This is a genomic window from Sphingopyxis sp. KK2, from assembly GCF_001990265.1.
Taxonomy (GTDB): Bacteria; Pseudomonadota; Alphaproteobacteria; order Sphingomonadales; family Sphingomonadaceae; genus Sphingopyxis.
The window spans coordinates 1-23201 of sequence record NZ_LYVN01000001.1; the positions used below are offsets into that span (position 1 = coordinate 1).

21 protein-coding genes are annotated in these 23201 nt (G+C 65.8%); 7 read left to right on the top strand and 14 right to left on the bottom strand.

Annotated elements, in window-relative coordinates; all coding sequences use genetic code 11:
- The 3 genes from B1A78_RS00005 to B1A78_RS00015 form a co-directional block, all read left to right on the top strand.
- Window positions 1–838 (top strand): MFS transporter (locus B1A78_RS00005; protein WP_144037613.1); only part of this gene is annotated, 838 nt, incomplete at its 5' end.
- Entirely contained in the window at window positions 835–1230 is a 396-nt protein-coding gene (locus B1A78_RS00010; protein WP_077144987.1) for a Zn-ribbon domain-containing OB-fold protein, read from the top strand. The genes B1A78_RS00005 and B1A78_RS00010, both read left to right, overlap by 4 nt.
- Entirely contained in the window at window positions 1227–2396 is a 1170-nt protein-coding gene (locus B1A78_RS00015; protein WP_077144988.1) for a thiolase family protein, read from the top strand. Before B1A78_RS00010 ends, B1A78_RS00015 begins: the two co-directional genes overlap by 4 nt.
- 125 nt (window positions 2397–2521) lie before the next feature.
- Here B1A78_RS00015 and B1A78_RS00020 read toward each other — a convergent pair whose 3' ends face one another.
- Genes B1A78_RS00020 through B1A78_RS00040 form a run of 5 tightly spaced genes read right to left on the bottom strand, consistent with a single transcriptional unit; the run spans window position 2522 to window position 8975 of the window.
- On the bottom strand, window positions 2522–3631 hold the full coding sequence (locus B1A78_RS00020; protein ID WP_077144989.1) for a Gfo/Idh/MocA family protein: 1110 nt from the start codon (window positions 3629–3631) through the stop codon (window positions 2522–2524).
- 10 nt (window positions 3632–3641) lie between these two features.
- A complete protein-coding gene (locus B1A78_RS00025) occupies window positions 3642–4871 on the bottom strand; it encodes a CaiB/BaiF CoA-transferase family protein (protein ID WP_179101941.1) in 1230 nt (409 codons plus the stop codon).
- Between the two features lie 12 nt (window positions 4872–4883).
- Window positions 4884–6359, bottom strand: coding sequence for an aldehyde dehydrogenase family protein (locus B1A78_RS00030; RefSeq protein ID WP_077144991.1), 1476 nt, complete (start codon window positions 6357–6359; stop codon window positions 4884–4886).
- Between the two features lie 10 nt (window positions 6360–6369).
- Window positions 6370–7650, bottom strand: a complete 1281-nt coding sequence (locus B1A78_RS00035) for a cytochrome P450 (protein WP_077144992.1) — start codon at window positions 7648–7650, stop codon at window positions 6370–6372.
- 11 nt (window positions 7651–7661) lie between these two features.
- Window positions 7662–8975, bottom strand: coding sequence for an amidohydrolase family protein (locus B1A78_RS00040; RefSeq protein WP_077144993.1), 1314 nt, complete (start codon window positions 8973–8975; stop codon window positions 7662–7664).
- A 104-nt stretch (window positions 8976–9079) separates the two neighbouring features.
- On the opposite strand from B1A78_RS00040, the gene B1A78_RS00045 reads away from it, so the two are divergent.
- Window positions 9080–9484 carry a Zn-ribbon domain-containing OB-fold protein gene (locus B1A78_RS00045; RefSeq protein WP_077144994.1) on the top strand — a complete coding sequence of 135 codons (405 nt, stop codon included), beginning with the start codon at window positions 9080–9082 and terminating at the stop codon, window positions 9482–9484.
- Window positions 9481–10665 (top strand): thiolase family protein, encoded by a 1185-nt coding sequence (locus tag B1A78_RS00050; protein ID WP_077144995.1) that lies wholly within the window; start codon window positions 9481–9483, stop codon window positions 10663–10665. Before B1A78_RS00045 ends, B1A78_RS00050 begins: the two co-directional genes overlap by 4 nt.
- 150 nt (window positions 10666–10815) lie before the next feature.
- On the opposite strand, the gene B1A78_RS00055 is transcribed toward B1A78_RS00050, so the two are convergent.
- Genes B1A78_RS00055 through B1A78_RS00075 form a run of 5 tightly spaced genes read right to left on the bottom strand, consistent with a single transcriptional unit; the run spans window position 10816 to window position 15924 of the window.
- Complete coding sequence (locus tag B1A78_RS00055) at window positions 10816–12150, bottom strand: amidohydrolase family protein (protein WP_179101942.1); 1335 nt, start codon at window positions 12148–12150, stop codon at window positions 10816–10818.
- Window positions 12147–13112, bottom strand: coding sequence for a CoA transferase (locus B1A78_RS00060; RefSeq protein WP_077144996.1), 966 nt, complete (start codon window positions 13110–13112; stop codon window positions 12147–12149). The genes B1A78_RS00055 and B1A78_RS00060 overlap by 4 nt, the downstream gene beginning before the upstream one ends.
- Window positions 13109–14095, bottom strand: coding sequence for an enoyl-CoA hydratase/isomerase family protein (locus B1A78_RS00065; RefSeq protein WP_077144997.1), 987 nt, complete (start codon window positions 14093–14095; stop codon window positions 13109–13111). Before B1A78_RS00065 ends, B1A78_RS00060 begins: the two co-directional genes overlap by 4 nt.
- A gap of 9 nt (window positions 14096–14104) precedes the next feature.
- The gene (locus B1A78_RS00070; protein WP_077144998.1) at window positions 14105–15610 is read right to left on the bottom strand and encodes a class I adenylate-forming enzyme family protein; all 1506 of its coding nucleotides are present in this window, start codon (window positions 15608–15610) and stop codon (window positions 14105–14107) included.
- 5 nt (window positions 15611–15615) lie between these two features.
- Complete coding sequence (locus tag B1A78_RS00075; RefSeq protein ID WP_077144999.1) at window positions 15616–15924, bottom strand: hypothetical protein; 309 nt, start codon at window positions 15922–15924, stop codon at window positions 15616–15618.
- Between the two features lie 111 nt (window positions 15925–16035).
- Between B1A78_RS00075 and B1A78_RS00080 the strand changes: the two genes are divergently transcribed.
- Complete coding sequence (locus tag B1A78_RS00080; protein WP_077145000.1) at window positions 16036–17565, top strand: acyl-CoA synthetase; 1530 nt, start codon at window positions 16036–16038, stop codon at window positions 17563–17565.
- Here the strand turns inward: B1A78_RS00080 and B1A78_RS00085 are convergent.
- Together B1A78_RS00085 and B1A78_RS00090 are read right to left on the bottom strand one after the other, a co-directional pair.
- Window positions 17562–17900, bottom strand: a complete 339-nt coding sequence (locus B1A78_RS00085) for a YnfA family protein (RefSeq protein ID WP_077145001.1) — start codon at window positions 17898–17900, stop codon at window positions 17562–17564. The genes B1A78_RS00080 and B1A78_RS00085 overlap by 4 nt on opposite strands.
- A complete protein-coding gene (locus tag B1A78_RS00090; RefSeq protein WP_077145002.1) occupies window positions 17897–18310 on the bottom strand; it encodes a helix-turn-helix domain-containing protein in 414 nt (137 codons plus the stop codon). Before B1A78_RS00090 ends, B1A78_RS00085 begins: the two co-directional genes overlap by 4 nt.
- Before the next feature lie 69 nt (window positions 18311–18379).
- Between B1A78_RS00090 and B1A78_RS00095 the strand changes: the two genes are divergently transcribed.
- Window positions 18380–18997 carry a cation transporter gene (locus tag B1A78_RS00095; RefSeq protein ID WP_077145003.1) on the top strand — a complete coding sequence of 206 codons (618 nt, stop codon included), beginning with the start codon at window positions 18380–18382 and terminating at the stop codon, window positions 18995–18997.
- Window positions 18998–19010: 13 nt separating this feature from the next.
- On the opposite strand, the gene B1A78_RS00100 is transcribed toward B1A78_RS00095, so the two are convergent.
- Window positions 19011–20726 (bottom strand): sulfatase-like hydrolase/transferase, encoded by a 1716-nt coding sequence (locus tag B1A78_RS00100; protein ID WP_077145004.1) that lies wholly within the window; start codon window positions 20724–20726, stop codon window positions 19011–19013.
- A gap of 65 nt (window positions 20727–20791) precedes the next feature.
- On the bottom strand, window positions 20792–23056 hold the full coding sequence (locus B1A78_RS00105; RefSeq protein WP_179101943.1) for a TonB-dependent receptor: 2265 nt from the start codon (window positions 23054–23056) through the stop codon (window positions 20792–20794).
- Between the last annotated feature and the right edge of the window lie 145 nt (window positions 23057–23201).

Below are 23201 nucleotides of genomic sequence, written 5' to 3' on the forward strand. Positions count from 1 at the left end.
AGCCGCGAGCGAACCCGTCGACTGGCTATCGGGCCTCGCCTTTGCGCCGGGCGTCGCGCTCGTCCTCGTCTATTTCTCGATGGGCAAGGACTGGGGCTGGGCCAGCCCGCTGCCGCTCGCCGCGCTCGGCGTCGGCGCGCTGCTTACCGTCTGGTGGTGGCGCTCCAGCCTTGCCAGCCCGAACCCGCTGATCGCGGTGCGCAGCTTCTCCGACCGCACCATCGCGATCGGCAGCGCGGTGACCGCGCTCGTCGCGATGAGCGCGCTCCAGATCACCGTCTTCTTCTCGCTGATGATGCAGGCGCCGGTCTGGACGCTCGCCGGGCTGGGTTTCACCGCGACGCTTGCCGGCATCGCGAAGCTGCCCTCGAACCTCAGCTCGGTCTTCGCCGGCCCGCTCGGCGGCTGGCTCGCGGCGCGCGGCGGAGGGCGTTTCGCGCTGATCGCGGGTGGCGCCGTGACCGTGGCGGGCTGGCTGCTCTGGTTTGTCATGGACGTCGACAGTTTTCCGAAGGTCGTCGCGCAGCTCATCATCATCAGCTTCGGCACCACGATGCTCTTCTCGGTCGCCCCGACGATCATCGCGCAAGCGTCGCCGCCCGAGCGGATCAGCGAGATTTCTGGCCTGCTCACGGTGATCCGCCAGCTCTTCATGGGCATCGGCGCGCAGATGGTGACGACCTTGCTTGCCGCCGACATCGTTCGCCGCGGCAGCGAGGTCTATCCGTCGCCCTTCGCCTACGACATCACCGTCGCGGTCATCGCCGCATTGTGCGCCGCTGCCGTGCTGACCGCGCTCGCGCTGCCGCGCCAACATTCCTCGCAGGAACAGCCATGAGACCGCTTCCCGAACTCACCCCCGAAAACACAGCCTTCTGGACCGGGGGCGCCGAAGGGAAATTGATGATCGCCTTCTGCGGCGACTGCGCCCATGCGATCCATCCGTCCCAGCTGATCTGCCCGAAATGCTGGAGCGACAAGGTCGAAAGCCGCGCCGTCCCCGGCACCGGCACGGTCTATACTTACACCGTCAACCATCAGCCCTGGATGCCCGACATGCCAGTCCCCTTTGCGCTCGCGGTGGTCGACATCGATGGCGCGCCCGGCGTCCGCGTCACCGCAGAGGTGGTGAATGCCGATCCCGAAAGCATAGCTATCGGCCAGAAGATGAAGGTCAGCTTCTTCAACATCGACGATATCTGGTTCCCGCAGTGGGAGCCCGCGCAATGACGCTCAACGCCGCCATCACCGGCGTCGGTATGTCCGACATCGGCCGCAAGACCAATCGTCCCGCGATGATCCACCTTGCCGAGGCCGCGCGCCGCGCGCTCGAATGCGCGGGGCTGACGCGGGACGATATCGACGGCATCTCGACCTATCCGGGCAAGGCCGACAATTCACCGGGCATGTCGCCGCTCGGCACCGGCGAGGTACGCAATGCGCTCGGTCTGAAGACCCGCTGGCACAGCGCGGTTCCCGACGGCCCGTCGCAGATGGCGCCGATACAAGTGGCGGCGATGGCGGTCGCGACGGGGCAGGCGCGGCACGTCCTCTGCTTCCGCGCGCTCACCGAAAGCTCGTCGCAGACCGCGACGCAGCGCGCGAGCATCCCCGGCGCGGGCCGCGCACGGCTCGGCGGCTGGTATTCCTATCTCGTCCCCGCCAATGCCATGTCGGCGTCGAACTGGGCGGGCTGGATGGCACAGCGTTATTTCCACGAATATGGCATGACGCGCGAACATCTCGGCCTCGTCGCCACCGGCCAGCGCGCCTTTGCGCAGCATAATCCCTCGGCGGTGATGCGCACGCCGCTAACGATGGACGACTATCTCGGCGCGCGGATGATTTCGTCGCCGCTCGGGCTGTTCGATTGCGACGTGCCGATCGACGGCGCTTGCGTCGTGATCGTCTCGGCCGCCGACGCCGCGAAGGATTGCGCGCGGGCGCCGCTGACGATCGAGGCGATGGGCGCTGCGCTCGGCTCGCAGGAGACCTGGGACCAGCGCGCCGACCTCACCACCATGGGCGCGCATGACAGTGCCGCCGACATGTGGAAGCGCACCGATCTGAAGCCCGCCGACGTCGATGTTCTCGGCCTCTACGACGGCTTCAGTATCTTCGTGCCTTTCTGGCTCGAAGCCATGGGCTTCTGCGGCCATGGTGAGGCGAAGGATTTCATCGCCGAAGGGAATATCGGCCCCGGCGGGCGCTTTCCGGTGAACACCGGTGGCGGGCAATTGTCGGGCGGACGACTGCACGGGTTCGGCCTGCTCCACGAGGTCTGCACCCAGCTATGGGGGCAGGCCGACGGACGCCAGGTCGAGGGCGCCAAGATCGGCGCCTGCGGCATGGGCGGCGGCTTTATCGCGGGTTCGATGCTGCTGCGGCGGGATTAGTCGATCATCCCCTCCCGCAAGCGGGAGGGGCAGCGAGACTTACGAACTTGTTCGTTAGTCGCAGCGGGGTGGGCCATTGCGACGTCGCTGCCCACCCCCGACCTCTCCCGCTTGCGGGAGGGGAGTTAGAGGTTGACCCACTGCCGCTCGTCTGACGCCCGCACCGCCGCCTCGACGACCTCGTGGACATGCAGGGCCTGCGCAAAATCCGGCGCGGCCGTCCCAGTGCCGTTGATCGCATCGCGCATCTTCGCGAAGATCGACGCCAGCGCCAGCAGTCCCGTCTCTGGCCGGTCGGCAATGGCGCTGCATCCGGGTACCGACAGATACTCAGGCTCGACCGGTATATTCTCCAGCACCGCGCTGCCCAGCGCCGCATCCCTTGTCCCGAACAGCCGCGTATCATGCGCCATCGGAAACACCGGCGCGCGCGCTTCGAGACGGCCCTTCGACCCCCACACCGAAAAGCGAAAGCCGTCGCCGCCGATCTTGCACCAGTTCGCCTCGAGCCGGGTCGGCAGTCCCGAGGCGTGGCGCAGCAGCATCGACGCGCGGTCGGGCACCGCCGGGCGGATCGTCTCGCCCTCCAGCGGCCACGCCTTCAACGCCAGCGACTGGTCAGCCGCCACCGAAGCCACCGGCCCGAAGAAATGCACCAGCAGGTGCAGCATATGGCTGCCCAGATTGCGCCCCGCGCTCGCGCCATTGGCGGGGTCGGCGAACCACACATAGCCCGGCACATTGGTCTGCGCCGCGCTGAACAACGGCACCTCGAACGCGACATCGGCGCCGAACACGTCGCCGATCCAGCCGGCGTCCAGCATCGCCTTCATCTGCACCATTGGCGGCACCGCCTGCATGAAGGCGTCGACCACCGCGACCGTACCGGCTTCTCGCCACGCATCGGTCATCGCACGCGCGTCGTCCAGATCCTTGGCGAAAGGAATGCCGTTGTACACATGCTTGCCCGCGCCGAGCGCCGCCATCACCATGTCGAAACGCAGCGGCGGCCGCGTTCCGCAATCGACGATATCGATCGCGGGATCGGCGGCCATCGCTCGGAAATCGTGAAAGGCTCGCGCGACTTGAAAATCCTCCGCCGCCTTCGCCGCCGTTTCGGGCCGCGAGGTGCAGATCGCGGTCACCTCGACCCCGTGGAGGCTGCGCCAGGCGGGCAAATGCGCTTTCGCGCCCCAGGCGGCGCTGATGATGCCGACGCGAAGGGGAGGGGACATCGCTACGCCCTCAAGCGATCGCCTTCTTGTTCTTGAGATCCTCGATGCGGTCCCATTCGAGCCCGAGTTCCATCAGGAACAGCTCGGTATGCTCCGACGCCTCGGGCGCACGGCTGTTCTGGACGCCTTCATGGTTGAACTGCACCGGGTTGGCGACCAGCCGGATCGGCGGCCCGCCGTCGGCAGACTCGACCTCGAAGATCAGGTCGTTCGCCAGCACCTGTTCGTCGCTGCCGACGTCGGCGGGCGACTGATAGACCGCCCATTGGCCGCGCATCGTTTTCAGATGCTGGGTCCAGTGAGCGAAGCTCTGTTTCGCCATCGCCTCCTTGACCAGCGCATGCGCCGCCGGCGCATTTTCCATCAACCGCTCGACGACCGAGAAGCGCTCGTCCTGCGCATATTCGGCAAGGCCGAGGTGCGTGAAGGTGTCCTCGATCAGCGGCCCCGGCGACAACACGGTCAGGTTGATGAAACCCCCGTCGCTCGTCTTGAACACCCCCATGAACGGGTTGGTGCCGACCGCATCCTGCCCCGGCAGCGGGTTCTTGAACGGGTTGGTGCCAAGGTCCATGCACACGTCGATGCTGCACGCGGTCGCCCAGATGCCCGACGACAGCAAGGATACGTCGACCTCGGTCGCCTCGCCGGTGCGCTCGCGGTGGAACAAGGCCGCGGCGATCCCGCCCGCGATGTTCATGCCGCCGATCGTGTCGCCATAGGCCGGTCCCGGCTGGGTCAGAGGCCCTTCGAGCTCGGTCGGCGTGACCAGCATCGCCGACCCGCCGCGCGCCCAGTACGCCGTGCTGTCGAACCCGCCCTTGTCGCGCTCGGGCCCCTTGTCGCCGAATGCGCTGCCGCGAACATAGATGATGTCGGGGTTTGCCGCGCGGATATGCTCGATGTCGATCTTGAGCTTCTGACGCGCCGAGGGGAGATAATTGGTCAGGAAGACGTCGGCGGTCTTCGCGATCTCGTAGAGCAGTTCGCGGCCTTCCTCGGTCGAGATGTCGATCCCGACGCTCCTTTTCCCACGGTTCGGATGCTGCATCAGCGACGAGCGCTGCGGATTGACCGCGAGCCGTTGCAGCATCTGGATGCCGCGCTGCGCATCGCCGCGTACCGGATGCTCGATCTTGATCACATCGGCGCCCCAGTCGGTCATCACCCCGCCCGCCGCAGGAACGAAGGTGAATTGCGCAACCTCGAGGACGCGGATGCCCTCCATGACCTTTGTCATCGCCGTCTCTCCCTATTCGGCGTGGAAGCTGATCACCTTTTGATAGGTGAATTCGTTGAGGCCATCCTCGCCATATTCGCGGCCGTATCCCGAGCGCTTGATGCCGCCGAAGGGCGCGTCGGACTGCATCGTCCCCGCGCCGCCGTTGATCGACACCCCGCCCGTGCGGATCTTCAGCGCCATGCGATAGGCTTCGCCCGCGTCGGCCGAGTAGATCGCGCCCGACAGGCCGAAATCGCTGTCGTTCGCCATCGTGATCGCCTCGGCATCATCGTCGAAACCGATCACCGCGCCGATCGGCCCGAACACTTCTTCCTGCGCGATGCGGCTGTCGTTCCGGACATTGTCGAACAAGGTCGGCTCGTAATAATAGCCCTTGTCGAGCCCCTCGGGCCGTTTGCCGCCCGCGACGAGCGTCGCGCCTTCGTCCTGCGCGATCGTGACATAGTCCTCGGTGCGCCGCCGCGCGACTTCGCGAATCAGCGGGCCATAGTTGACGCTCGGATCGACCGGATTGCCGATTTTCAAATGCCCGAGCATCGCCTTCATCGCCTCGACGAATTGCGGGCGGACGCTGTTGTGGACCAGGTGCCGCGTCGTGAGCGCGCAGCCCTGGCCGCCATGCGTCGTGAACCCCATGATCCCCGCCGCCGCGGCTTTCGCAATATCGGCGTCGGCGCGCACGATCAGCGCCGACTTGCCGCCCAGCTCCATCACGATGCGCTTCAGCGTCGGCGCCGCCTGCGCCTGGATCATCGATCCCACCTTGTCCGATCCGGTAAAGTGGACCAGGTCGACGCGCGGGTCGGTGGTGAGCAATTTGCCCGTCTCGATATCGCCGGTGACGATGCTCAGCACGCCCTTGGGCAGCCCGACCTCGTCGGCGATTTCGCCGAGGATCAGCGCCTGCATCGGCGTGTAGGGCGAGGGTTTCAGCACCACGGTGCACCCGACCGCGAGCGCGGGGATCACCTTGCCGATGTTGAGAAAGAAGGGGAAGTTATAGGGCGAGATCGCCGCGACGACTCCGACCGGCTCGCGGCTGACCACCCCGGTGCCCAGCGTCGTGCGGCCGAGCGCATTGGGCGTCAGTTCGACCGGCAGCGACGAGACGGCGGGGCGCGAGGCGACCTCGATCGTCCGCCGCGCATGCTTCATCGGGATGCCATATTGCAGGAACTCGGCGAGCATCCGCGTCGCGCCCGCTTCGGCGACGATCATGTCGACGATCTCACCCTTGCGCGCATCGAGCGCATCCAGAAATTTCGTCAGCACCGCTTGCCGCTGGGCAACCGGCATATAGGCCCAATCGCCCTGGTCGAACGCGGTCCGCGCCGCGCCGATCGCGGCGTCGACCTGTGCCGCGCTGCCGACCGGCGCCTCGATGAGCAGGCTCTCGTCGGCGGGGTTGATCACCGCCTCGCGCTGGTCGGTCTTCTGCCATTCGCCGCCCACATAGATGGCGTCGTCATATTTCAAGAAAGCCATATTGTTGTCCTTATGAAACGGCTTTGGCGTCCCAGACGATCGGCAGGTTGCGGATCGACAGCAGTCCCGGAATGACCGTTGTATCGGCCCCTTCCTTGATCGTGAACGGCGGTACGCGCGATAGCCATTCGCCCAGCAGCACGCGCAGTTCGCGCCGCGCCAGATGCGCGCCGAGACAGATATGCACCCCGCCGATCAGTGTGAAATGGCGGTTGTTCTTGCGCTCGGGGTCGAAATCGCGCGGACAGGCGAACTGCTTTTCGTCGAAATTGCCCGAACTATTGATGCAGGCGATCCAGTCGCCTTCCTTCAACTCGACTCCGTGCCAGGTGAAGTCGCGCTTGATCCGCCGTCCGCTGTTGACCAGCGGCTGGACGCGCAAAAACTCTTCGACCGCGCTGTTGATGATCTCCGGATTGGCGCGGATGCGCGCCTGCAGCGCGGTGTCCATCCCCATGCGGCGGAACATCTGGCTGATCGTCGAGGCGACGGTGTCGAGCCCACCGAGCCACAGGAACCAGGTCATGCCGATCGTCTCGTCGGGGGTCAGCGGCTGGCCGTCCATCTGGCCATTGGCGATATAGCTGCCCAGCGTCTCGTCGGGGTTTGCCTGCTTCTCGGCGATGAAGCCGCGCAGATAGGCGAGGATGCCCTTCACCGCCTCGGCCTTGGCGCCGATGTCGGGGTTGTGCAGGATCGCATATTCCCATTCGAGAAACTGGTCGAACATGCCGAAGGGGAAACCCATCAGGTTCAGGAAGACGCGGACCGGATAGATGCGCCCGAAGTCATAGGCGATATCGACCTCGCCGTCCTTGGCCACGGCGTCGATCATCTCGGTGACGATCGCGCGGATCTTGGGCTCCATGTCGTTCATCGCCACGGGGGTGAACCAGGGGTTCAGGAAGCGGCGATAGCGCCCATGGTCGGGCGGATCGATGCCGAGCGGGATCGAGGGGAAGGTTTCGCCCGCCAGCGCCTGGAACTGCGCGGCACCTTCGGTCGAGAAGATTTCGTTGTCTTCATAGACGCGGCGGATGTCCTCATAATGCGACACCGTCCACGCGCCATGCTGGCGCCCGCTCGTCGGCCAAGGATAATAGAGGATCCGCGGCACCTCGGGGTCGCGCATCACGTCCGACGGCAGATAGGGGTCGGGCAAATCATAGGCGATCTGGCCCTGCGCGAAGCGCGTGTCGAGCACCCGGTCGGCCGGGACATGCGCCGGCACCGGCGGGGCGTCCGCCGGGGCATGCGCGATCGGACAGCGGGAGAGCGTCGTCTCGGTCATAGGTCCTCCGTTCAGGCCGAAGCGAACATGCGTTCGATGTCGCCCGAGGTGATCGGCCGGCGCGCCTTGCCGATCGCATCCATGCTGTCGGTCTTGAGCCCGCCGAGGTTGTGGCGCGGGCTGACGTCGACGTCCTTGCCCAGTTCGCGCAGATGCGCGACGGTGCAATTCTCGCGCCCGCCGTTCAGCGCGAAGGCGTCGAAGCTGTATTCGCGCATCACATTGAGGTGCGTGATCTTGTCGATGATGGTCTTGTCGAGCCCGTTCACCGACGCCCACAGATATTCGGGGACATTGGGCCATACCGTGTCCGAATGCGGATAGTCGCATTCATAGGCGACCATATCGGTGTTCATATAGTCGAGGTTCTTCACCCCGAACTGGTCGTCGATGAAGCAGCAGATGATGTGCCGCTTGAACAGGTCCGAGGGCCGCTCGCCGCCGAAATCGGTGAAGGTCCATTCATGATGATGTTCGTGGGTGAAATCGGCGCGTTCGAGGAAATAGGGGATCCAGCCGATGCCACCCTCGCTCAGCGCCATGCGCAAATCGGGGTAGCGCTGCCAGAATTTGGCGAAGGTCCAGTCGGCCGCCGAATTGGCGATCGAGATCGGCATCGCGGTGATCCATGCGTCGATCGGGCTTTCGGGCGACGGGTGCATTGCGCGCGCGCCGGTGCCGATATGGCAGTTGATGACCATCTTGTAGTCGCTGCACGCCTTCCAGAACGGCTCCCAATATTCATTATGGATGCTCGGCAGGCCGATGTTCGACGGATTGTCGGAGAAGCTGACGGCATGGACGCCGAGGTCGCTCATCCGCTTCAGTTCGGCGAGCGTGTCGTCCATGTTCCACATCGGGATCAGGCACATCGGGATGAAGCGGCCGGGGGCGGACGCGCACCATTCCTGCACATGCCAGTCGTTCCACGCGCGGCAGGCGAGCAGGGCTTCCTCGGGATACTTCTGCGCCATCGAGACGAAAGTTCCTCCGGCAAAACTCGGCATGGTCGGGAAGTTCAAGGATGCGAGCACGCCATTTGCGTTCATGTCGTCGACGCGCAGCTTGGGATCATAGGTGCCGGGGCGGAGCTGTTCGAAGGCACTCGGCTCCATGCCATATTCGCTACGCGGCCGGCCGACCACGGCGTTGAGCCCGATCGTCGGGAAACGCTGGCCGTTCCACGACCAGATATCCTTGCCGTTGTCCTGCACGATGCGCGGGGCGCGGTCCTTCTTCCCTTCGGGATAATGGCGGATGAAGGCCTCGGGCGGTTCGACCGCATGATCGTCGACGCTGATGATCACCATGTCGTCCATCTGCATGGCGACTCTCCTCTCAAATGGTTTGTTGTTGGGATCATCATCGCAAAAATTGACGATGTGTCAACTCTTGGTTTATGACATAGTTAAATAAGTGGGAGGTGCAGATGGTCGCGCGAACGCTGCCGGTGATAGACCGGGACAATGAAGCCTATTGGACGTGGGGACGCGAGGGAAAGCTTGCGATCCATCGCTGCGCCGCCTGCGAATATTTCGTCCATCCGCCGGTGCCTTTCTGCCCGCGCTGCGAAAGCCGCGACGTCGCGCCGCAGGCGGTGTCGGGGCGGGGCAGGGTGGTGACCTTCACCGTCAACCACAAGGCGTGGGTGCCCGATCTGGCCGATCCCTACGTCCTCGCGCTGGTGGCTATCGCGGAACAAGACGATGTGCGCATCGCGTGCAACATCGTCGAATGCGATGCCAACAAGGTCGATTTCAACATGGAGGTCGAGGTCGTTTTCGAGCCGGTCGAAGACCTGTGGATTCCGCTTTTCCGTCCGGTGGCTGCATGACCCGCTTCGCCGAGAAAAATACCGCGATCACCGGCATCGGCATGTCCGACGTCTCGCGCGGCGCCAACAAATCTGCGCTCGCGCTCACCGTCGACGCCGCGCTCGAGGCCATCGCCGATGCCGGGCTGACCCGCGCCGACATCGACGGCATCGCGACCTGGCCCGGCGAGCGCGCTGACGGCTCGGGCTTCTCGCCCGTAGGCTGCGCCGCGCTGCAGGATGCGCTTCGGCTCGAGGTCGGCTGGTATGGCGGCGGCGGCGAGGCGCCCGGCCAATATGGCGCGGTGTTCAACGCGATCGGCGCGATCGCGGCGGGGCTATGCAAGAACGTCCTGATCTTCCGCACCATGTACGAGGCGACCGCGCGCAAGACCGCCTACGCCAATTCGCTCCTTCGCGAAGGCCAGCGGCAGGCGGGGCCGTTTTCGTGGTATGCACCCTATTATACCTATGCCGCCGCGCTCCAGCAGGCGCTCTTCTTCAACCTCTATGTCCACAAGAGCGGCATTCGTCCCGAGCAAGTGGGCCAGATCGCGGTCAACCAGCGCCGCAACGCCGCGCTCAATCCGAAGGCGATCTACAAGACCCCGATCAGCATCGACGATTATCTGGCCGCGCCGCTGATCGCGACCCCGCTGCGCATCTACGACTGCGACGTCCCGATCGACGGTGCCGCCGCAATCATCGTCTCGCGCATGGACGTCGCGCGCGACCTTCGGAATCCGCCGATCCGGATCGAAGCAATCGGCTCGTCGATGCGCTACCGCAACAGCTGGACCCAGCTCGCCGAACTCGACACGCAGGCGCAGCCGAAGGTTGCCGAGATGATGTGGAGCCGCACCGACCTCAAATCCGCCGACGTCGACATCGCGCAGCTCTACGACGGCTTCAGCTTCCACACGATCAACTGGCTCGAAAATTTCGGCTTCTGCGAGCGCTACGGCGCCAAGGACTTCATCGACGGCGGTCACCGCATCGCGCTCGATGGCGAGCTACCCGTCAATACCGGCGGGGGCGCGATGTCGGGCGGCCGTCTCCACGCCTATGGCGCGGTGCATGAAGCCTGCACCCAGCTATGGAGGCGGGCAGGCGCGCGGCAGGTCAAGGGCGACCCGCAGGTCTGCGCGACCTCGACCTCGGGCGGCCCGCTCGCGGGGGCGATGCTGCTAGTAAGAGACTAGCCCCCTCGTCATTCCCGCGAAGGCGGGAATCCAGCTTTTCCTCCTTCGTGCCTTTGTGCCTTTGTGTGAGATTTTGGTGACCTCACACGAAGGCACAACGAGAAAAAAGAGACAAGCTGGATCCCCGCCTTCGCGGGGATGACGATAAGGCTATTGCTGCCAGACGATCTCGCCGTCGATCAACGTCATCGCGACCGTGCCAAGAGCGCCGGTATACTCGGGCCAGTCGTACAGGATCAGGTCCGCTGGTGCGCCGACCGCCAGCGGCACCTGATACAGTGCCAATGCCGCCGCACGGCTCACCGCTTCGCCGCCGCCGATCACTTCTCCCTCACGCGTTCGCCTGTCCGTCGCGGCGCGCAGCGCAACCCAGGGATTGGCATCGCCATAGGGCGCGTCCGATCCCCCAAGCACCTTCACCCCGCGACGCATCAGCGATCCGAGCCGATAGAGGTCGTCCAGCGCATCGGCGTCCATCTGCGCGCGATAGCGATCTCCACGGTCGTGGATGAAGTTCGGCTGTGTCACCACCGTGAGCCCCGCCGCCGCGATGTCGCCGATCAGGCTTGCCGCGATCACCCCGCCATGCTCGATCCGGTCGCCGGGCTTCGCGCCGCCTGCAATGGCCAGCGCTTCCAGATAAAAGACCAGTTCGCCCAGCGTCACGCAGTGCGCCGCGACATTCCTCCCCAGCGTTCGCGCCGCCGCGATCCGCGCCGCCGCGGCCTCGACCGGCGGCAGATCATTCTCGTCGAGCAGCAGCTTCACCGGCCCCAGCGCATGGCCATCGCCCGCGGGCAAGCCCTCGGTCCCCATGATCACCAGCCGCTGCGGCATCGCGCCTGCCAGCAGCGCCGCTTCCGCCGCGCCGTTCGAAGCGCCAGCGTCGGTCACCCCGGTCACGCCCCAACTCGCCAGTCTCTGGCCCAAAGTCGAGAGCGAAGGCGGCGCCCCGCCGATCCGTTCGCGCAGCCAGGCATCGCCGCGCCAGATGCGGCCATTGGGTCGGCCGTCGGCGCCAAGATCGACGCAGGCAGGCAAGGGCGCTTCGCCGAGTTCGGCGAGCGCCACACTATTGAGGAACCAATAGCCCCCCGTCCGGTCCTGCACGCGCAGCGGCCGGTCAGGCAGCCAGCCGTCCAACAGGGCGCGGTCGGGAAGCCCCGCTACCCGCTCGTCATAGCCAATGGCGCGCACCCATGTCCCCGGCGCCCCGGCTCCGGCGCGCAGCCTCGTGACCACCGCATCGACGCTTCGGCAATCGTTCAGATCGACCGACTCCATCCGCGCGGCCGTCGCCAGCAGATGCAAATGATGATCGTGCAGTCCGCCGCCGAGCGTCAGCCCGCGGGCATCATATTCGGCGCTATGTCCCGCCACCGTCATGCCCATCGCCGCGATCCGTCCATCGCGCACGCCAACCGCCAAGGGCGCGCCATCGGCGCCGCACGCATTGCGGATGATCAGGTCGAACTTTTCGCTCACGCCATCGCTTTTGCGAAAGTCGCGGCGGTCCGTGCAAGCGAAACGTCGATCACCCCGCATTGCTCCGCCGCCAGCGCCTCGAGCGCCAGCGTCGCCGCGGTCAGCCCGGTCAGCGGATCGGCGAGCGCGTCGCCGTCAAACTGTGGCCGATCCTCGTCCCAGCGGACCAGCCCGCCCGCCGCGGCGCAATCGTCGCCGAAACCCACGCGCATTGCCGCCTCGCCCGACCAGCCATGCGCGGTGATCGCGATCCACAACAGGTCGGGATTGATCCGGAACAGATGCTCTTCATCGAGCCCCAGCCGCGTGAGCGCATGCGGCCGCGCCGATGTGATCAGCACCCGCGCCTCGCCGATCATCGCGAGAAGCTCGGCGCCGTCGAGGTCGGCGCGCACCCGCCTCTTGTCGCCGTTTAACCGCGCATCGAGCTTGGGCGTATGGAGCCGGGTCGGGTCGGGCCGCCCGTCGCTCTCGACCTTCACGACCGCATGCCCCGCCTCGGCGAGCAGCGCCCCGCAATAGGGGCCCGCCCACAGCGCCGAAAGGTCGACGACGATCCCGTTGCAGGGTGCGCAGGTGGCGAGTTTGGTCTGTGCCAGCGGTTCGGCCTCGCCGACCCGTGCCACCGGCATGTGCAGTTCGGCCGCCGCCGTCACCATCGCTTCCGCCGGGCGCGCATCAGCCGCGCGCAGGATCGCCCGCCACGGCTCCTCATCGATCGCCGAGCCCGTCCACGCAGGAACCAGCTCGCGGTCCTCTTCTCGCGCCAGCGACACCGCCATCCATCCGTCGCGGCACTTCACCATCCGGCAATGGCGGTTCGGCGACCACTCGCCCGGCTCGGCGAGCGTCAGGTCGTCATGCCGCGACAGCGCGCGACGCGGATCAAAGGCGATGCGTCCGCCCGATGCCGCGACCAGCCGCTCGCCCGCCGCCGCAACCGCATCGAGCAGCGCGGTCAAGGCGCATCCCCGATCGCGTGCACCAGTCCCCAGTCGAGCGCCTGCGACGCGCCGATGCGCTTGCCCGAAAGCAGCATCCACATCGTCCGGTGCCGCCCGATCGCCCGCGCAACGGTCACCGTCCCGCCCGCGCCCGGGATCAGGCCCATCGTCAGTTCCGGAAGCTGGAACCAGGCGTCGGGCGCGGCGATCCTGCGATGCGCGGCGGCGGGAATCTCGATCCCGGATCCAACACAGGCGCCGTGAAGATAGGCGCTCGCCCGCGCGCCCAAGGCATCGAGCGCGCGCGCGCAGCTATGCAGCGTCCGCACCGCATGCGCTTCGGCCAGATCGTGCGCCGTTCCGAACTCCGCCAGCGCGCCGCCGGTCGAAAAGCACCGCCCGGCACCGCGCAGCAGCACGTCGGGCGCGCCCGGGTCGTCGAGCGCATTGGCCAGCGCTTCATAGAGCGCGTCGCGCATCGCCGCTGACATCGCGTTGTGAGTATCGGCGTCGTCCAGCGTTAAAGTGATGCGGTCTTCATTGCGTTCGATCCGCACGGGATCGGCAGGGGCCGGCGGCGGGGAGGCCTCATCGTCGGGGCCACGCCAGCGGGCGAACTCTGATCCGCCGAGCAACGCCGAATAGGCCAGCGATTCGACCGTCAGCGCATCGTCGAACGTGAGCTTTGCCGTCAGCCGAAGCACGCGCGCGGCGATCGTTGCCGCCAGCGCGTTTTCGCGCGCCGCATCGGCAAGGTGGTCGGCCAGGGCGGCGTTGCGGATCGTCACCCAAGGGGCAGGCGCCTCGCGTGCGGTGGTCAGCAACAGGTCGAAATCGTCGGCGACCATAGCAGGCAACAGGCCTTCGCGATCGATACCGATCACCACCGCCTGGATCGGCATATGCGGCCGCACCCAACGCGCGGCGTCGACGACCAGCACCGGCTCGCCGCCCGGCGCGGACAGGCGGTCGGCGCCAAGATGGTCGATATGGCCGGTCATTGCGCCGTCCTACCCGGCGCAGACCTCTTCCGCCAGTTCGGCCTTGAGGATGCGGCGGAGCAGCTTTCCGGTCTCGTTATAAGGAAGCTCATCGCGCACAAACCATTGTTCCGGGGTCTTTGTCGAACGCAGCTTGGCCTTGATCGTTGCCGCCATCGCCCCGGTATCGGGCGCGCCCGATCGCGACACGATCACCGCGACGACCTTCTCACCCCATTTCTCGCAGGGGATGCCGAGCACCGCGCAGTCGGCGATATCGGCAAAGCCGCGCAGCACATCCTCGATCTCGCCGGGCGAGATATTTTCGCCCCCGCGCACGATCACATCGTCGAGCCGCCCCTCAACGAACAGATAGCCGCCCTCGTCGAGCCAGCCGGCGTCGTTGGTCGCGAACCAGCCGTCGTCGGCGATCGCCTTCTTGTGCAGATATTCGCCCGACACCTGCTCGCCGCGGACATGGATCTCGCCATGTTCGCCGATATCGCAGCAGCTGCCGTCCTCGCGGCGGATTTCGAGTTCGAGCGTTGGCAGGGGTTGCCCCACCGATGCGATGCGTCGCCGCACCACCGGATCGTCGGAGGCAAAGGCGGCGCGATGGTCGTCGGCGCCGAGCAGCGCGATCGTCGAACTCGTCTCGGTCAGCCCATAGGCGTTGACGAAGGCGACGTGCGGCAACATCGCAAGCGCGCGCGCGATCACCGGCTCGGGCATCTTGCCGCCGCCATAGGACAGCGCGCGCAGGGCAGGGAGCGCTTCGCCCGTCGCCGCCATGACGTCGAGGATGCGATCGAGCATCGTCGGCACCACCATCGCATGGGTGATGCCTTCGCGCGCCGCCGTCGCAACCCAATCCTCGGCGGTAAAGGCGGGCAAATAGACGATCCGCCGCCCGCCATAGGCCGCGGTCAAAATCGCCGAGATGCCCGCGATATGGTAACTCGGCACGCTCACCAGCGCCGCCTCGTCCTCGTCGGCGCCGAGGAACTCCACCGTCGACATTACATAAGAGGTGAGGTTGCCGTGGCGCAGGACCGCCGCCTTGGGTTCGCCCGTGGTGCCGCTGGTGAACAGCAGCACCGCAATGTCGTTCTCGGCCTCGTCGAGCAGCACGGGTTCGGGCACGTCGCCCTGCAGGAACTCGACCTCGAAGTCGCTGCGTGCGACCAATTCGACGCCATCGACCGGCGCGATCCGCGCGAGCATCTCGTCGTCGGCGACCAGGACCGCGGGCGCGGTCCGCGCGACCAGCTTGCCCAAGTCAGCATCGGCGAGCCGATAGTTGAGCGGTATGAAGGGCGTGCCCGCCATCCCGCTCGCGAACAGCAGCACGGGCAGCGCGTCGCCGTTCATGCCGAGGAAGGCGGTGTTCGCCTTGCCCTTGCCGGCCAGCCAGGCCGCGACGCGGCTGGCGCGCGCGCGATAGGCGGCGAAATCGAGCCCATCCGCGCGGCCGCCGACCGCCGGGCGGTCGCTGCACGCGTCTGCGGCGATGTCGAGGAGCAGCGGCGTGCGCATCGCGGTCAGTCCGAGGCGGGAAGCGGCTTCGCGCCCTTGATCGTCATGGCGACGCCATTGAACGCGAGCGATCCCTTGCCCGCCTTGGCGCCCAGCACCTCGATGCCGCTCGCCTCGTCGGTGTAGCGCTTTCCGATCATCACGCCCTCGGCGAAATCGGCGCTGACGTCGCCGCCCGGCGCGGTTGCATCGTCGATCGGCAGCACCGGCGCCCCGCCGCACTGCAATTCGCCGGCGGCGCTCGGCGGCCGCACCACCACCAGCTGCGCATCGCATACCGCGGATTTCCAGCGCGAACCCGGCTTCAGTTCCATGTCACTCGGTCCTTTCCCGTGGCGCCCGTCTGTCGCCTTTGCTCCGCCAATATGTCAATCGACATAGAAAGTAAACGTAGTTATATAACTCAAAAGAGCAAAGGGAGAGCGATGCATCCACGGCATTTTGCGCAAGCGGCGGCCGATCGCCCGGCGATCGTCATGGCGGCGGACGGAGCGGCGACAAGCTACGCCGAACTCGAAGCCGTCGCAAATCGCGGCGCGCAATTGTTCCGCTCGCTCGGTATCGGCACCGGCGACACCGTGGCCGTCTGGCTCAAGAATGTCCGTGAATATTTCGAGATATACTGGGCGGCTCAGCGCGCCGGGCTGTACCTCTGTCCGATCTCGAGCCGGCTCACGCCCGACGAAGCCGCGTACATCCTGAACGACAGCGGGTCGAAGCTGCTCATCACCCACGCCGATGTGCCGGCCGCCGATCCGCTCGTCGCGGCGCGCGCCGAACTGATCCCCGGTGTCGCGCATATCTTCGACCTCGGCACCGGCCTCGCGCTCTCCTGGCGGGCGGCGGTGGCTGATCAGCCCGCAACCCGCATCGCCGACGAATCGGCGGGCTATCATCTCGTCTATTCGTCGGGCACCACGGGACGGCCCAAGGGCATCCGCCTGCCGCTGTCGGGCGAGCCCGCCGATGCGCCGCATATGCTCGCCGAACGCATGGCGGCGCGTTACGGTATCGGCCCCGACGCCGTCCTCCTCTCGCCCGCGCCGCTCTACCACACCGCACCGCTCGCTTACGGCATGTCGGCGCACCGCCTCGGCGGGACGGTGGTCATCATGGAGAAGTTCGACGCCGAGGAGGCGCTGCGCCTGATCGAGAAGCACCGCGTCACCTTCATGCAAATGGTGCCGACGATGTTCATCCGCCTGCTCGCGCTTCCCGATGCAGTCCGGCTGAAATACGACATTTCGTCGCTTGAAAAGATCGTCCACGCCGCTGCACCATGTCCGGTCGAGGTCAAGCGCCGGATGATCGAATGGCTCGGCCCGATCGTCTATGAATATTATGGCGGGTCGGAGGGCAATGGCTCGACCTTCATCACGCCGCAGGAATGGCTTGAGCACCCCGGTTCGGTCGGCCGCGCCGACTGGGGCACGCTCCACATCTGCGGCGAGGATGGTGCGGAGGTCGGCCCGGGCGTCGATGGACTCGTCTATTTCGAGGGCGGCTGGGATTTCCAGTACCTCAACGACCCCGGCAAGACCCGCGATGCGCGCCATCCTCTGCATTCCGGCTGGAGCACGCTCGGCGACATCGGCCATGTCGATGCCAACGGTTATCTTTATCTCACCGACCGCAAGAGCTTCATGATCATCTCTGGCGGGGTGAACATTTATCCGCAGGAGGCCGAGAACCTCCTCATCCAGCACCCCGAGGTTGCCGACGTCGCGGTGATCGGGGTTCCCCACGCCGAGATGGGCGAGGAGGTGAAAGCGGTGGTCCAGCCCATGGACTGGAACGCCGCCGGTCCCGACCTCGCCGCGCGGCTCATCGCCTATTGCCGCGAGCATCTCAGTCCGATCAAATGCCCGCGCTCGGTCGATTTCGACCCCGCGCTCCCGCGCCACGATACGGGTAAGCTCTACAAACAGGCGGTGCGCAAGCGCTATTGGCCCTAACTTCTTCCGGGACCCCACAGGATCAGCGCCGCGCCGCCGAGGCAGATCAGCCCGCCGAGCAGGTCCCAGCGGTCGGGCGAAACTCCCTCGACCAGCTTGAGCCACACCAGAGAGGCGAGGATATAGACGCCGCCATAGGCCGCGAAGGCGCGCCCCGCCGCCTCGGCCTCGACCCGCGTCAGCGCATAAGCGAAAAACGCGAGGGCGAGTGCGCCCGGTACCAGCCACCACGGCGATTTGTCGAGCCGCAGCACCGCCCAGAAAGCGAAGCAGCCGCCGATCTCGCCCAGCGCCGCGAGTATATACCAGCCGATCGTCGCGAGCGGCGCGGTCATGCGTGTGTCCCTTCGCAATATTTGTGGTCGCCCAGCGCCTCGATCACGCGGCAGTCGCCCGCCAGCCCGCCGCGGCAGCGTCCGATGATCCGCGCCAGCTCATCGCGAAGCAATTCCAGCTGCGCGATCTTTTCTTCGACCTGTTCAAGGTGGCTCGTCGCGATCCGATCGGCCTCGCCGCAGTCGCGTTCGGGATGGTCCGACAGGTCGAGCAGCGAACGGATTTCCTCGATCGTGAAGCCGAGGTCGCGCGAATGGCGCACGAAGGCCAGCCGCGAACGATGCGCCTCGCCATAGCGGCGGTAATTGGCCGCAGTGCGATGCGGCTCGGGAAGCAGCCCGATGCGCTCGTAATAGCGGATCGTCTCGATATTGGCGCCGGTCACCCGCGCAAGTTCGCCGATTTTCATGCCTTGACCCTGTAGTTGCTACAGGGTGCATAGTAGATGTCGACTCGAAACCCCAAGGAGATTCGGCAGATGGCCGACCAATGCTGCGCCGGTAAGAGCGGCAAGACCGCGCTGAACGACCCCAAATGGCGGCGCGTCCTGTGGATCGCGCTGCTCATCAACGCGGCCATGTTCGCGGTCGAAATTGCCGCGGGGGTCGCGGCGGACTCGCGCGCTCTTCAGGCCGACGCGCTCGATTTTCTCGGCGACGCCGCCAATTACGCGATCAGCCTTGGCGTCGCGGGCATGGCGCTCGCGTGGCGCGCGCGTGCCGCGCTGTTCAAGGCCGCGACGATGCTCGCCTTCGGCCTCGGCGTGCTCGGTGCGACGATCTGGGGTTTCATGACCGGAACGACGCCGCATGCCGAGACGATGGGCGTGATCGGTTTCGCCGCGCTCGTCGCCAATGTCGTCGTCGCGCTGATGCTCTATCGCTGGCGCACCGGCGATGCGAATATGCGCTCGGTGTGGATCTGCTCGCGCAACGACGCGATCGGCAATCTCGCGGTGCTCGGCGCAGCACTCGGGGTGTTCGGCACCGGCCGCGGCTGGCCCGACCTCGTTGTGGCGGGGATCATGGCGGGCCTCGCCATCTGGGGCAGCCTCGAAGTCTTCCGTCAGGCGCGCGGCGAACTCGCCGCCGCCTGACGGGACGAGCGCCTCAACCCGGCTGGTTGTACATCTCGGTCGGCCCCGGATATTCGCGGCCATCGTCGAGCCCGACGCCGATCTCGCGGTCGGCGAGCGCATTGACCATCGCGTTGAGCCGCATCACTTCCTTGCGGTGCTTCGGATCATTGGCGAGGTTGACCATCTCCTTCGGGTCGGCGTGCGTGTCGTAGAGTTCGAGGTCGTTGCGCGCATTGAGCGTCTTCCAGTCCTTGGGCTGGTGATGATGCGCCGGCGCGAAATAGCGCGCGAATTTCCAGCGCCCGTCGTGGACGCCGCGATGCAGGCGGCGCTTTTCGAGGTCGTAGATCGCGCTGTAGTCGGGCACCTTCTCGCCCGGCGGGCGCGGGCCGACGACCTTGGTCGAATTGGGCTCCCACATATGCGCGACGGCATAGTTGAAGAAATGGCCGCGCTTGTCGCGCTCGGTCGGTGCGGTGGGCGAGGACAGCAGGCCCGACACATCGACCCCCGGCAGGTTCGGGAAACGGTTCCTGCCTTCGTCCGCCGACAGGCCGGCGATCGTCATCAGCGTCGGCGCGATGTCGATCGAACCCATCAGGCCCTTGGTGGTCTGCCCGCCCTTCACATCGGGATGCGCGATGATCATCGGGATGTTGGTTTCCTCGCGGTACATCGTGCCCGCCTTCTGGCGCAGCCCGTGCGCGCCGGCGCGCTCGCCATGGTCGCTCGTATACATGATGATCGTGTTGTCGATCTGGCCGCTCTCCTTGAGCGCCCACAGCAATTGCCCGAGCCGCCGGTCGACGTCGCGCAGGCAGTTGTAGTAATAATTGTTGAAGCGGTGCCAGCTGTCGAGGTCATCGAGCGGCATCGGGCCATAGAAAAGATCGTTGAGCCGCTGGATGCCCTTGTGCGCCTCGGGCTTGGTGCTGAGGTCGTCCTTATAGAAGCTCTCGGGCAGGTCGAACTTGTTGTCGACCTCGTAGATCGGATCGCCCGGCTCGCGGCGCAGCGGCGCAAGCAGGTCGGGATGGACGCGATGCTTCGCCTGCTCGCCGGTCGCGTCATAGAACATGATGTCGTGCGGGTTGATCAGCCCGACGACCATGAACCACGGCCTGCCGCCCGCCTTGTCGCGGCGCACGAAGTCGAAGATGCTGCGCGCCGCATCGCCCGCGACATACATGTCGGCGCGGTAACCGTCCCAGGTCAGCCCCAGTTCCTCGCCGTCGAAGCCATAATCGTGAAAGCCGTATTTCTCCATCATCCGCTCGGTGCTCGGATAGACGCCGCCGGGCACGCGGTTCCAGTTGCGTTCGAAATTCATCCGGGCGAGGTGCCACTTGCCCTTGTAGCTCGTGTAATATCCCGCGGCCTGCATCATATGGCCCAGCGTCGGCATATCCTCCGCCGCGACGGGGTTGGGCGCATTGTCGCTGTTCAGGAACAGCCCCGTCTGCTGGGTGTGATGCCCCTGGAAGATCGTCGAGCGCGACGGGGTGCAGGGCGTGGTGTGGACATGGTAATTTTCGACCAGCATCCCGCGTTCCATCAGCTCGCGGTGATGCGGCAGTTTTTCGAGCAGCCCGGCGGGATAGCTCGCAACGCTTTGTTCCTGATCGGTGACGATCATCAGCACGTTCAGCTTCTTGCCGTTCTTCGCGAGCGCGGGCATCGCGAGCCCCGCCGCCGCCATCGCACCCATGCCGCCGACGAAGGTGCGGCGATCGACATTCCAGCTCATCCTAATCTCCCATGATCATGACGGTCGGCCCGCGATGCAACGCCTGCATCGCGGGCGCCAGATGGTCAGAATTTGAACGACAGATCGACCCCGAATTCGCGCGGCGCCTGATAGAATTGACTGATCGGCGTCGCGCCCGCGTTGGTCGCGCCCGAAATCACCTCCTGATCGGTCAGGTTGGTGCCGTAGAGCGTGACTTTCCACTTCTCGTCCTCGCCCGCGACCGCGATGCTCGCGTTGAGCAGCACCACCTCGTCACGATAATAGCCCGGAAGGTTGCTGCGGCCCCAGGTGTTGAAACGCGACGAATAGCGCGCGTCGCTGTGCAGCTTCACTTCGCCGAACGAGGTCGGGATCGCATAGTCGAGCGACAGGCTGCCGCTCCATTTCGGTGCGTTGGCGAGGTCGAGCCCCGACGAGTCGGTCGGCACTGCGAAGGTGCCGTTGGGCACGCCGTTGATCAGGATCGGCACCGCCGGCCCGCACTGGCCCGGCTCGGGCGCGCCATTGGTGAACACCCCGTTGGTGTCGGCGCAGAAGTCGGTGTAGCGCGCGTGCAGATAGGCGAGGTTGGCGCCGATGGTGAAACCCTGCGCCGGGCGCAGCACGCTCTCGATCTCGAACCCATAGATTTCCGCCGCCGCGATATTGGTCGTGATATTCTCGGCGCGGACCGACCCCATCTTGGTCACCGAGCTTTGCAGGTCGGTATATTTGTTGAGGAAGCCCGCGACATTGAGGCGCAGCAGGCGGTCGAACAGGTCGCTCTTCGCGCCGACTTCATAGGCGGTGACGCGCTCGGGGTCGTAGGGGCCGACATTCTCGGGAATCGTGCCGCGCGAATTATAGCCGCCGGCTTTGTAGCCTTGCGAATAGTTGGCATAGACCATGATGTCGGGGGTGACTTCGTAATTGACCGTCAGCCGCGGGGTGAACTCGGCCCAGCTCGCCTCGAGGCTGCTCGCAAAGGACGAGGTCTGGTTGCCGTTCACGCGCACCTGCGATGCGATGTCGTATTTCTTGCGGTCGTGGCTGTAACGGCCGCCCATCGACAAGGTCAGCCCGTCAGCGGGATGCGCGTTGACCAGCGCGAACAGCGCATAGCTTTCGGTGTCCTGGTGCAGCTGCGCGAGCGTCGTGGTCGTCGGCGTCGCCAGCACTGTGTTGAACTGGCGCCATTTATCGGCCTGATAATAGAGGCCGACGACGAAATCGACCGGCTCGCCCGCGGGCGAGACATAGCGCAGTTCGGCGCTCTTCGAATCACCGGCAAAGTCGCGCGTCACGTCGAGCTGCGGCGCCGGGGTGATCAGCCCGTCGAAGTCGCCGCGCGTGATATATTTGAGGTCGCGGTAGCCTAGCACCGCGCTCACCGTGCCCCAGCCCACGTCGAGGTTCGAGTTCCACGATCCGCCCCAGCTCTCGGTGTTGGCAAAGGGATCGAACAGCACCGCCGCCTTGCGCACGTCGGTTTTCACGACATCGGGCAGGAGGTCCCAGTTCGGATCGCCATTATCGAGCACATGCGGCGCGGGGCCGGTCGTCTTCTGCTTCAGCCAGTCGACGATCAGGGTCGAATCGAAGGCACCGCCGGCGTCATATTCGAGCGCCCCGCGCACCGACTTCACATTGGCGCCGTTCAGCCGGTTTCCGGTGATGACGTTCCGCGAATAGCCGTTGTAGTCGCGGAAATTGACCGCGACCTTCGCCGCCAGCGCGTCGTTCGCGAAGCGGCCCGAGTTGACCTTGCCGCGGAATTGCTTGAGCCCATAGGAGCCGAGCGACACCCGCGCCTCGCCGCCGAAATCGTCGGTCGGGCGCGCGGTGATGACGTTGAGCGTGCCGGCGAGGTTGTTCTTGCCGAACAGCACGCCCTGCGGGCCTTTCAGGATTTCGATGCGCTCGACGTCGAACAGATCGAGCATCGTGCTCGACACGAAGGGGATATAGACGCCGTCGATGATCGTGCTGACCTTCGGGTCGGCATTGGGATCGGGGTCCGAGGTGTTCATGCCGCGGATCGAGATCATCGGGACGTTGGCGACCAGGCCCTGCGTCTGCAGCACGACGTTGGGCGCGAGGCCGTTGAGGCTGGTGATATTGGTGCTGCCGCTCGCCTCGACCATGTCGCTGTTGAACGCCGAAATCGCGATCGGCACGTCCTGTACGCTTTCCGAGCGGCGCTGCGCGGTGACGAGGATCTCGCCATAGGTCTCGTCGGTGCCCGTGGTATCGTCGGTCGCGGTATCGGCGGCGGCATCCTGAGCATGCACCGGGGCGGCCGAAAGCGCGATCGCGGCGGTCGAAAGCAATAGCAAAGCGGTCTTCATGTCATCCTCCCGTTCACCGGGGGCGCACCGGGTCCGCTTCCGCACGCGTGATCGCGTTCGGAATTGCGGCGTGCGCATCCGGCTCCATTGTCCAAGGAACGGGTGTGACGGCTTGTGCCGCGTTATCGCCGGTCGGGGATTATCA

Bases quoted from the DNA above. Each gene is read 5' to 3' on its own strand.
- B1A78_RS00010 (WP_077144987.1), top strand. From the start codon at position 835: ATGAGACCGCTTCCCGAACTCACCCCCGAAAACACAGCCTTCTGGACC.
- B1A78_RS00015 (WP_077144988.1), top strand. From the start codon at position 1,227: ATGACGCTCAACGCCGCCATCACCGGCGTCGGTATGTCCGACATCGGC.
- B1A78_RS00020 (WP_077144989.1), bottom strand. From the start codon at position 3,631: ATGTCCCCTCCCCTTCGCGTCGGCATCATCAGCGCCGCCTGGGGCGCG.
- B1A78_RS00025 (WP_179101941.1), bottom strand. From the start codon at position 4,871: ATGACAAAGGTCATGGAGGGCATCCGCGTCCTCGAGGTTGCGCAATTC.
- B1A78_RS00030 (WP_077144991.1), bottom strand. From the start codon at position 6,359: ATGGCTTTCTTGAAATATGACGACGCCATCTATGTGGGCGGCGAATGG.
- B1A78_RS00035 (WP_077144992.1), bottom strand. From the start codon at position 7,650: ATGACCGAGACGACGCTCTCCCGCTGTCCGATCGCGCATGCCCCGGCG.
- B1A78_RS00040 (WP_077144993.1), bottom strand. From the start codon at position 8,975: ATGCAGATGGACGACATGGTGATCATCAGCGTCGACGATCATGCGGTC.
- B1A78_RS00045 (WP_077144994.1), top strand. From the start codon at position 9,080: ATGGTCGCGCGAACGCTGCCGGTGATAGACCGGGACAATGAAGCCTAT.
- B1A78_RS00050 (WP_077144995.1), top strand. From the start codon at position 9,481: ATGACCCGCTTCGCCGAGAAAAATACCGCGATCACCGGCATCGGCATG.
- B1A78_RS00065 (WP_077144997.1), bottom strand. From the start codon at position 14,095: ATGACCGGCCATATCGACCATCTTGGCGCCGACCGCCTGTCCGCGCCG.
- B1A78_RS00070 (WP_077144998.1), bottom strand. From the start codon at position 15,610: ATGCGCACGCCGCTGCTCCTCGACATCGCCGCAGACGCGTGCAGCGAC.
- B1A78_RS00075 (WP_077144999.1), bottom strand. From the start codon at position 15,924: ATGGAACTGAAGCCGGGTTCGCGCTGGAAATCCGCGGTATGCGATGCG.
- B1A78_RS00080 (WP_077145000.1), top strand. From the start codon at position 16,036: ATGCATCCACGGCATTTTGCGCAAGCGGCGGCCGATCGCCCGGCGATC.
- B1A78_RS00085 (WP_077145001.1), bottom strand. From the start codon at position 17,900: ATGACCGCGCCGCTCGCGACGATCGGCTGGTATATACTCGCGGCGCTG.
- B1A78_RS00090 (WP_077145002.1), bottom strand. From the start codon at position 18,310: ATGAAAATCGGCGAACTTGCGCGGGTGACCGGCGCCAATATCGAGACG.
- B1A78_RS00095 (WP_077145003.1), top strand. From the start codon at position 18,380: ATGGCCGACCAATGCTGCGCCGGTAAGAGCGGCAAGACCGCGCTGAAC.
- B1A78_RS00100 (WP_077145004.1), bottom strand. From the start codon at position 20,726: ATGAGCTGGAATGTCGATCGCCGCACCTTCGTCGGCGGCATGGGTGCG.
- B1A78_RS00105 (WP_179101943.1), bottom strand. From the start codon at position 23,056: ATGAAGACCGCTTTGCTATTGCTTTCGACCGCCGCGATCGCGCTTTCG.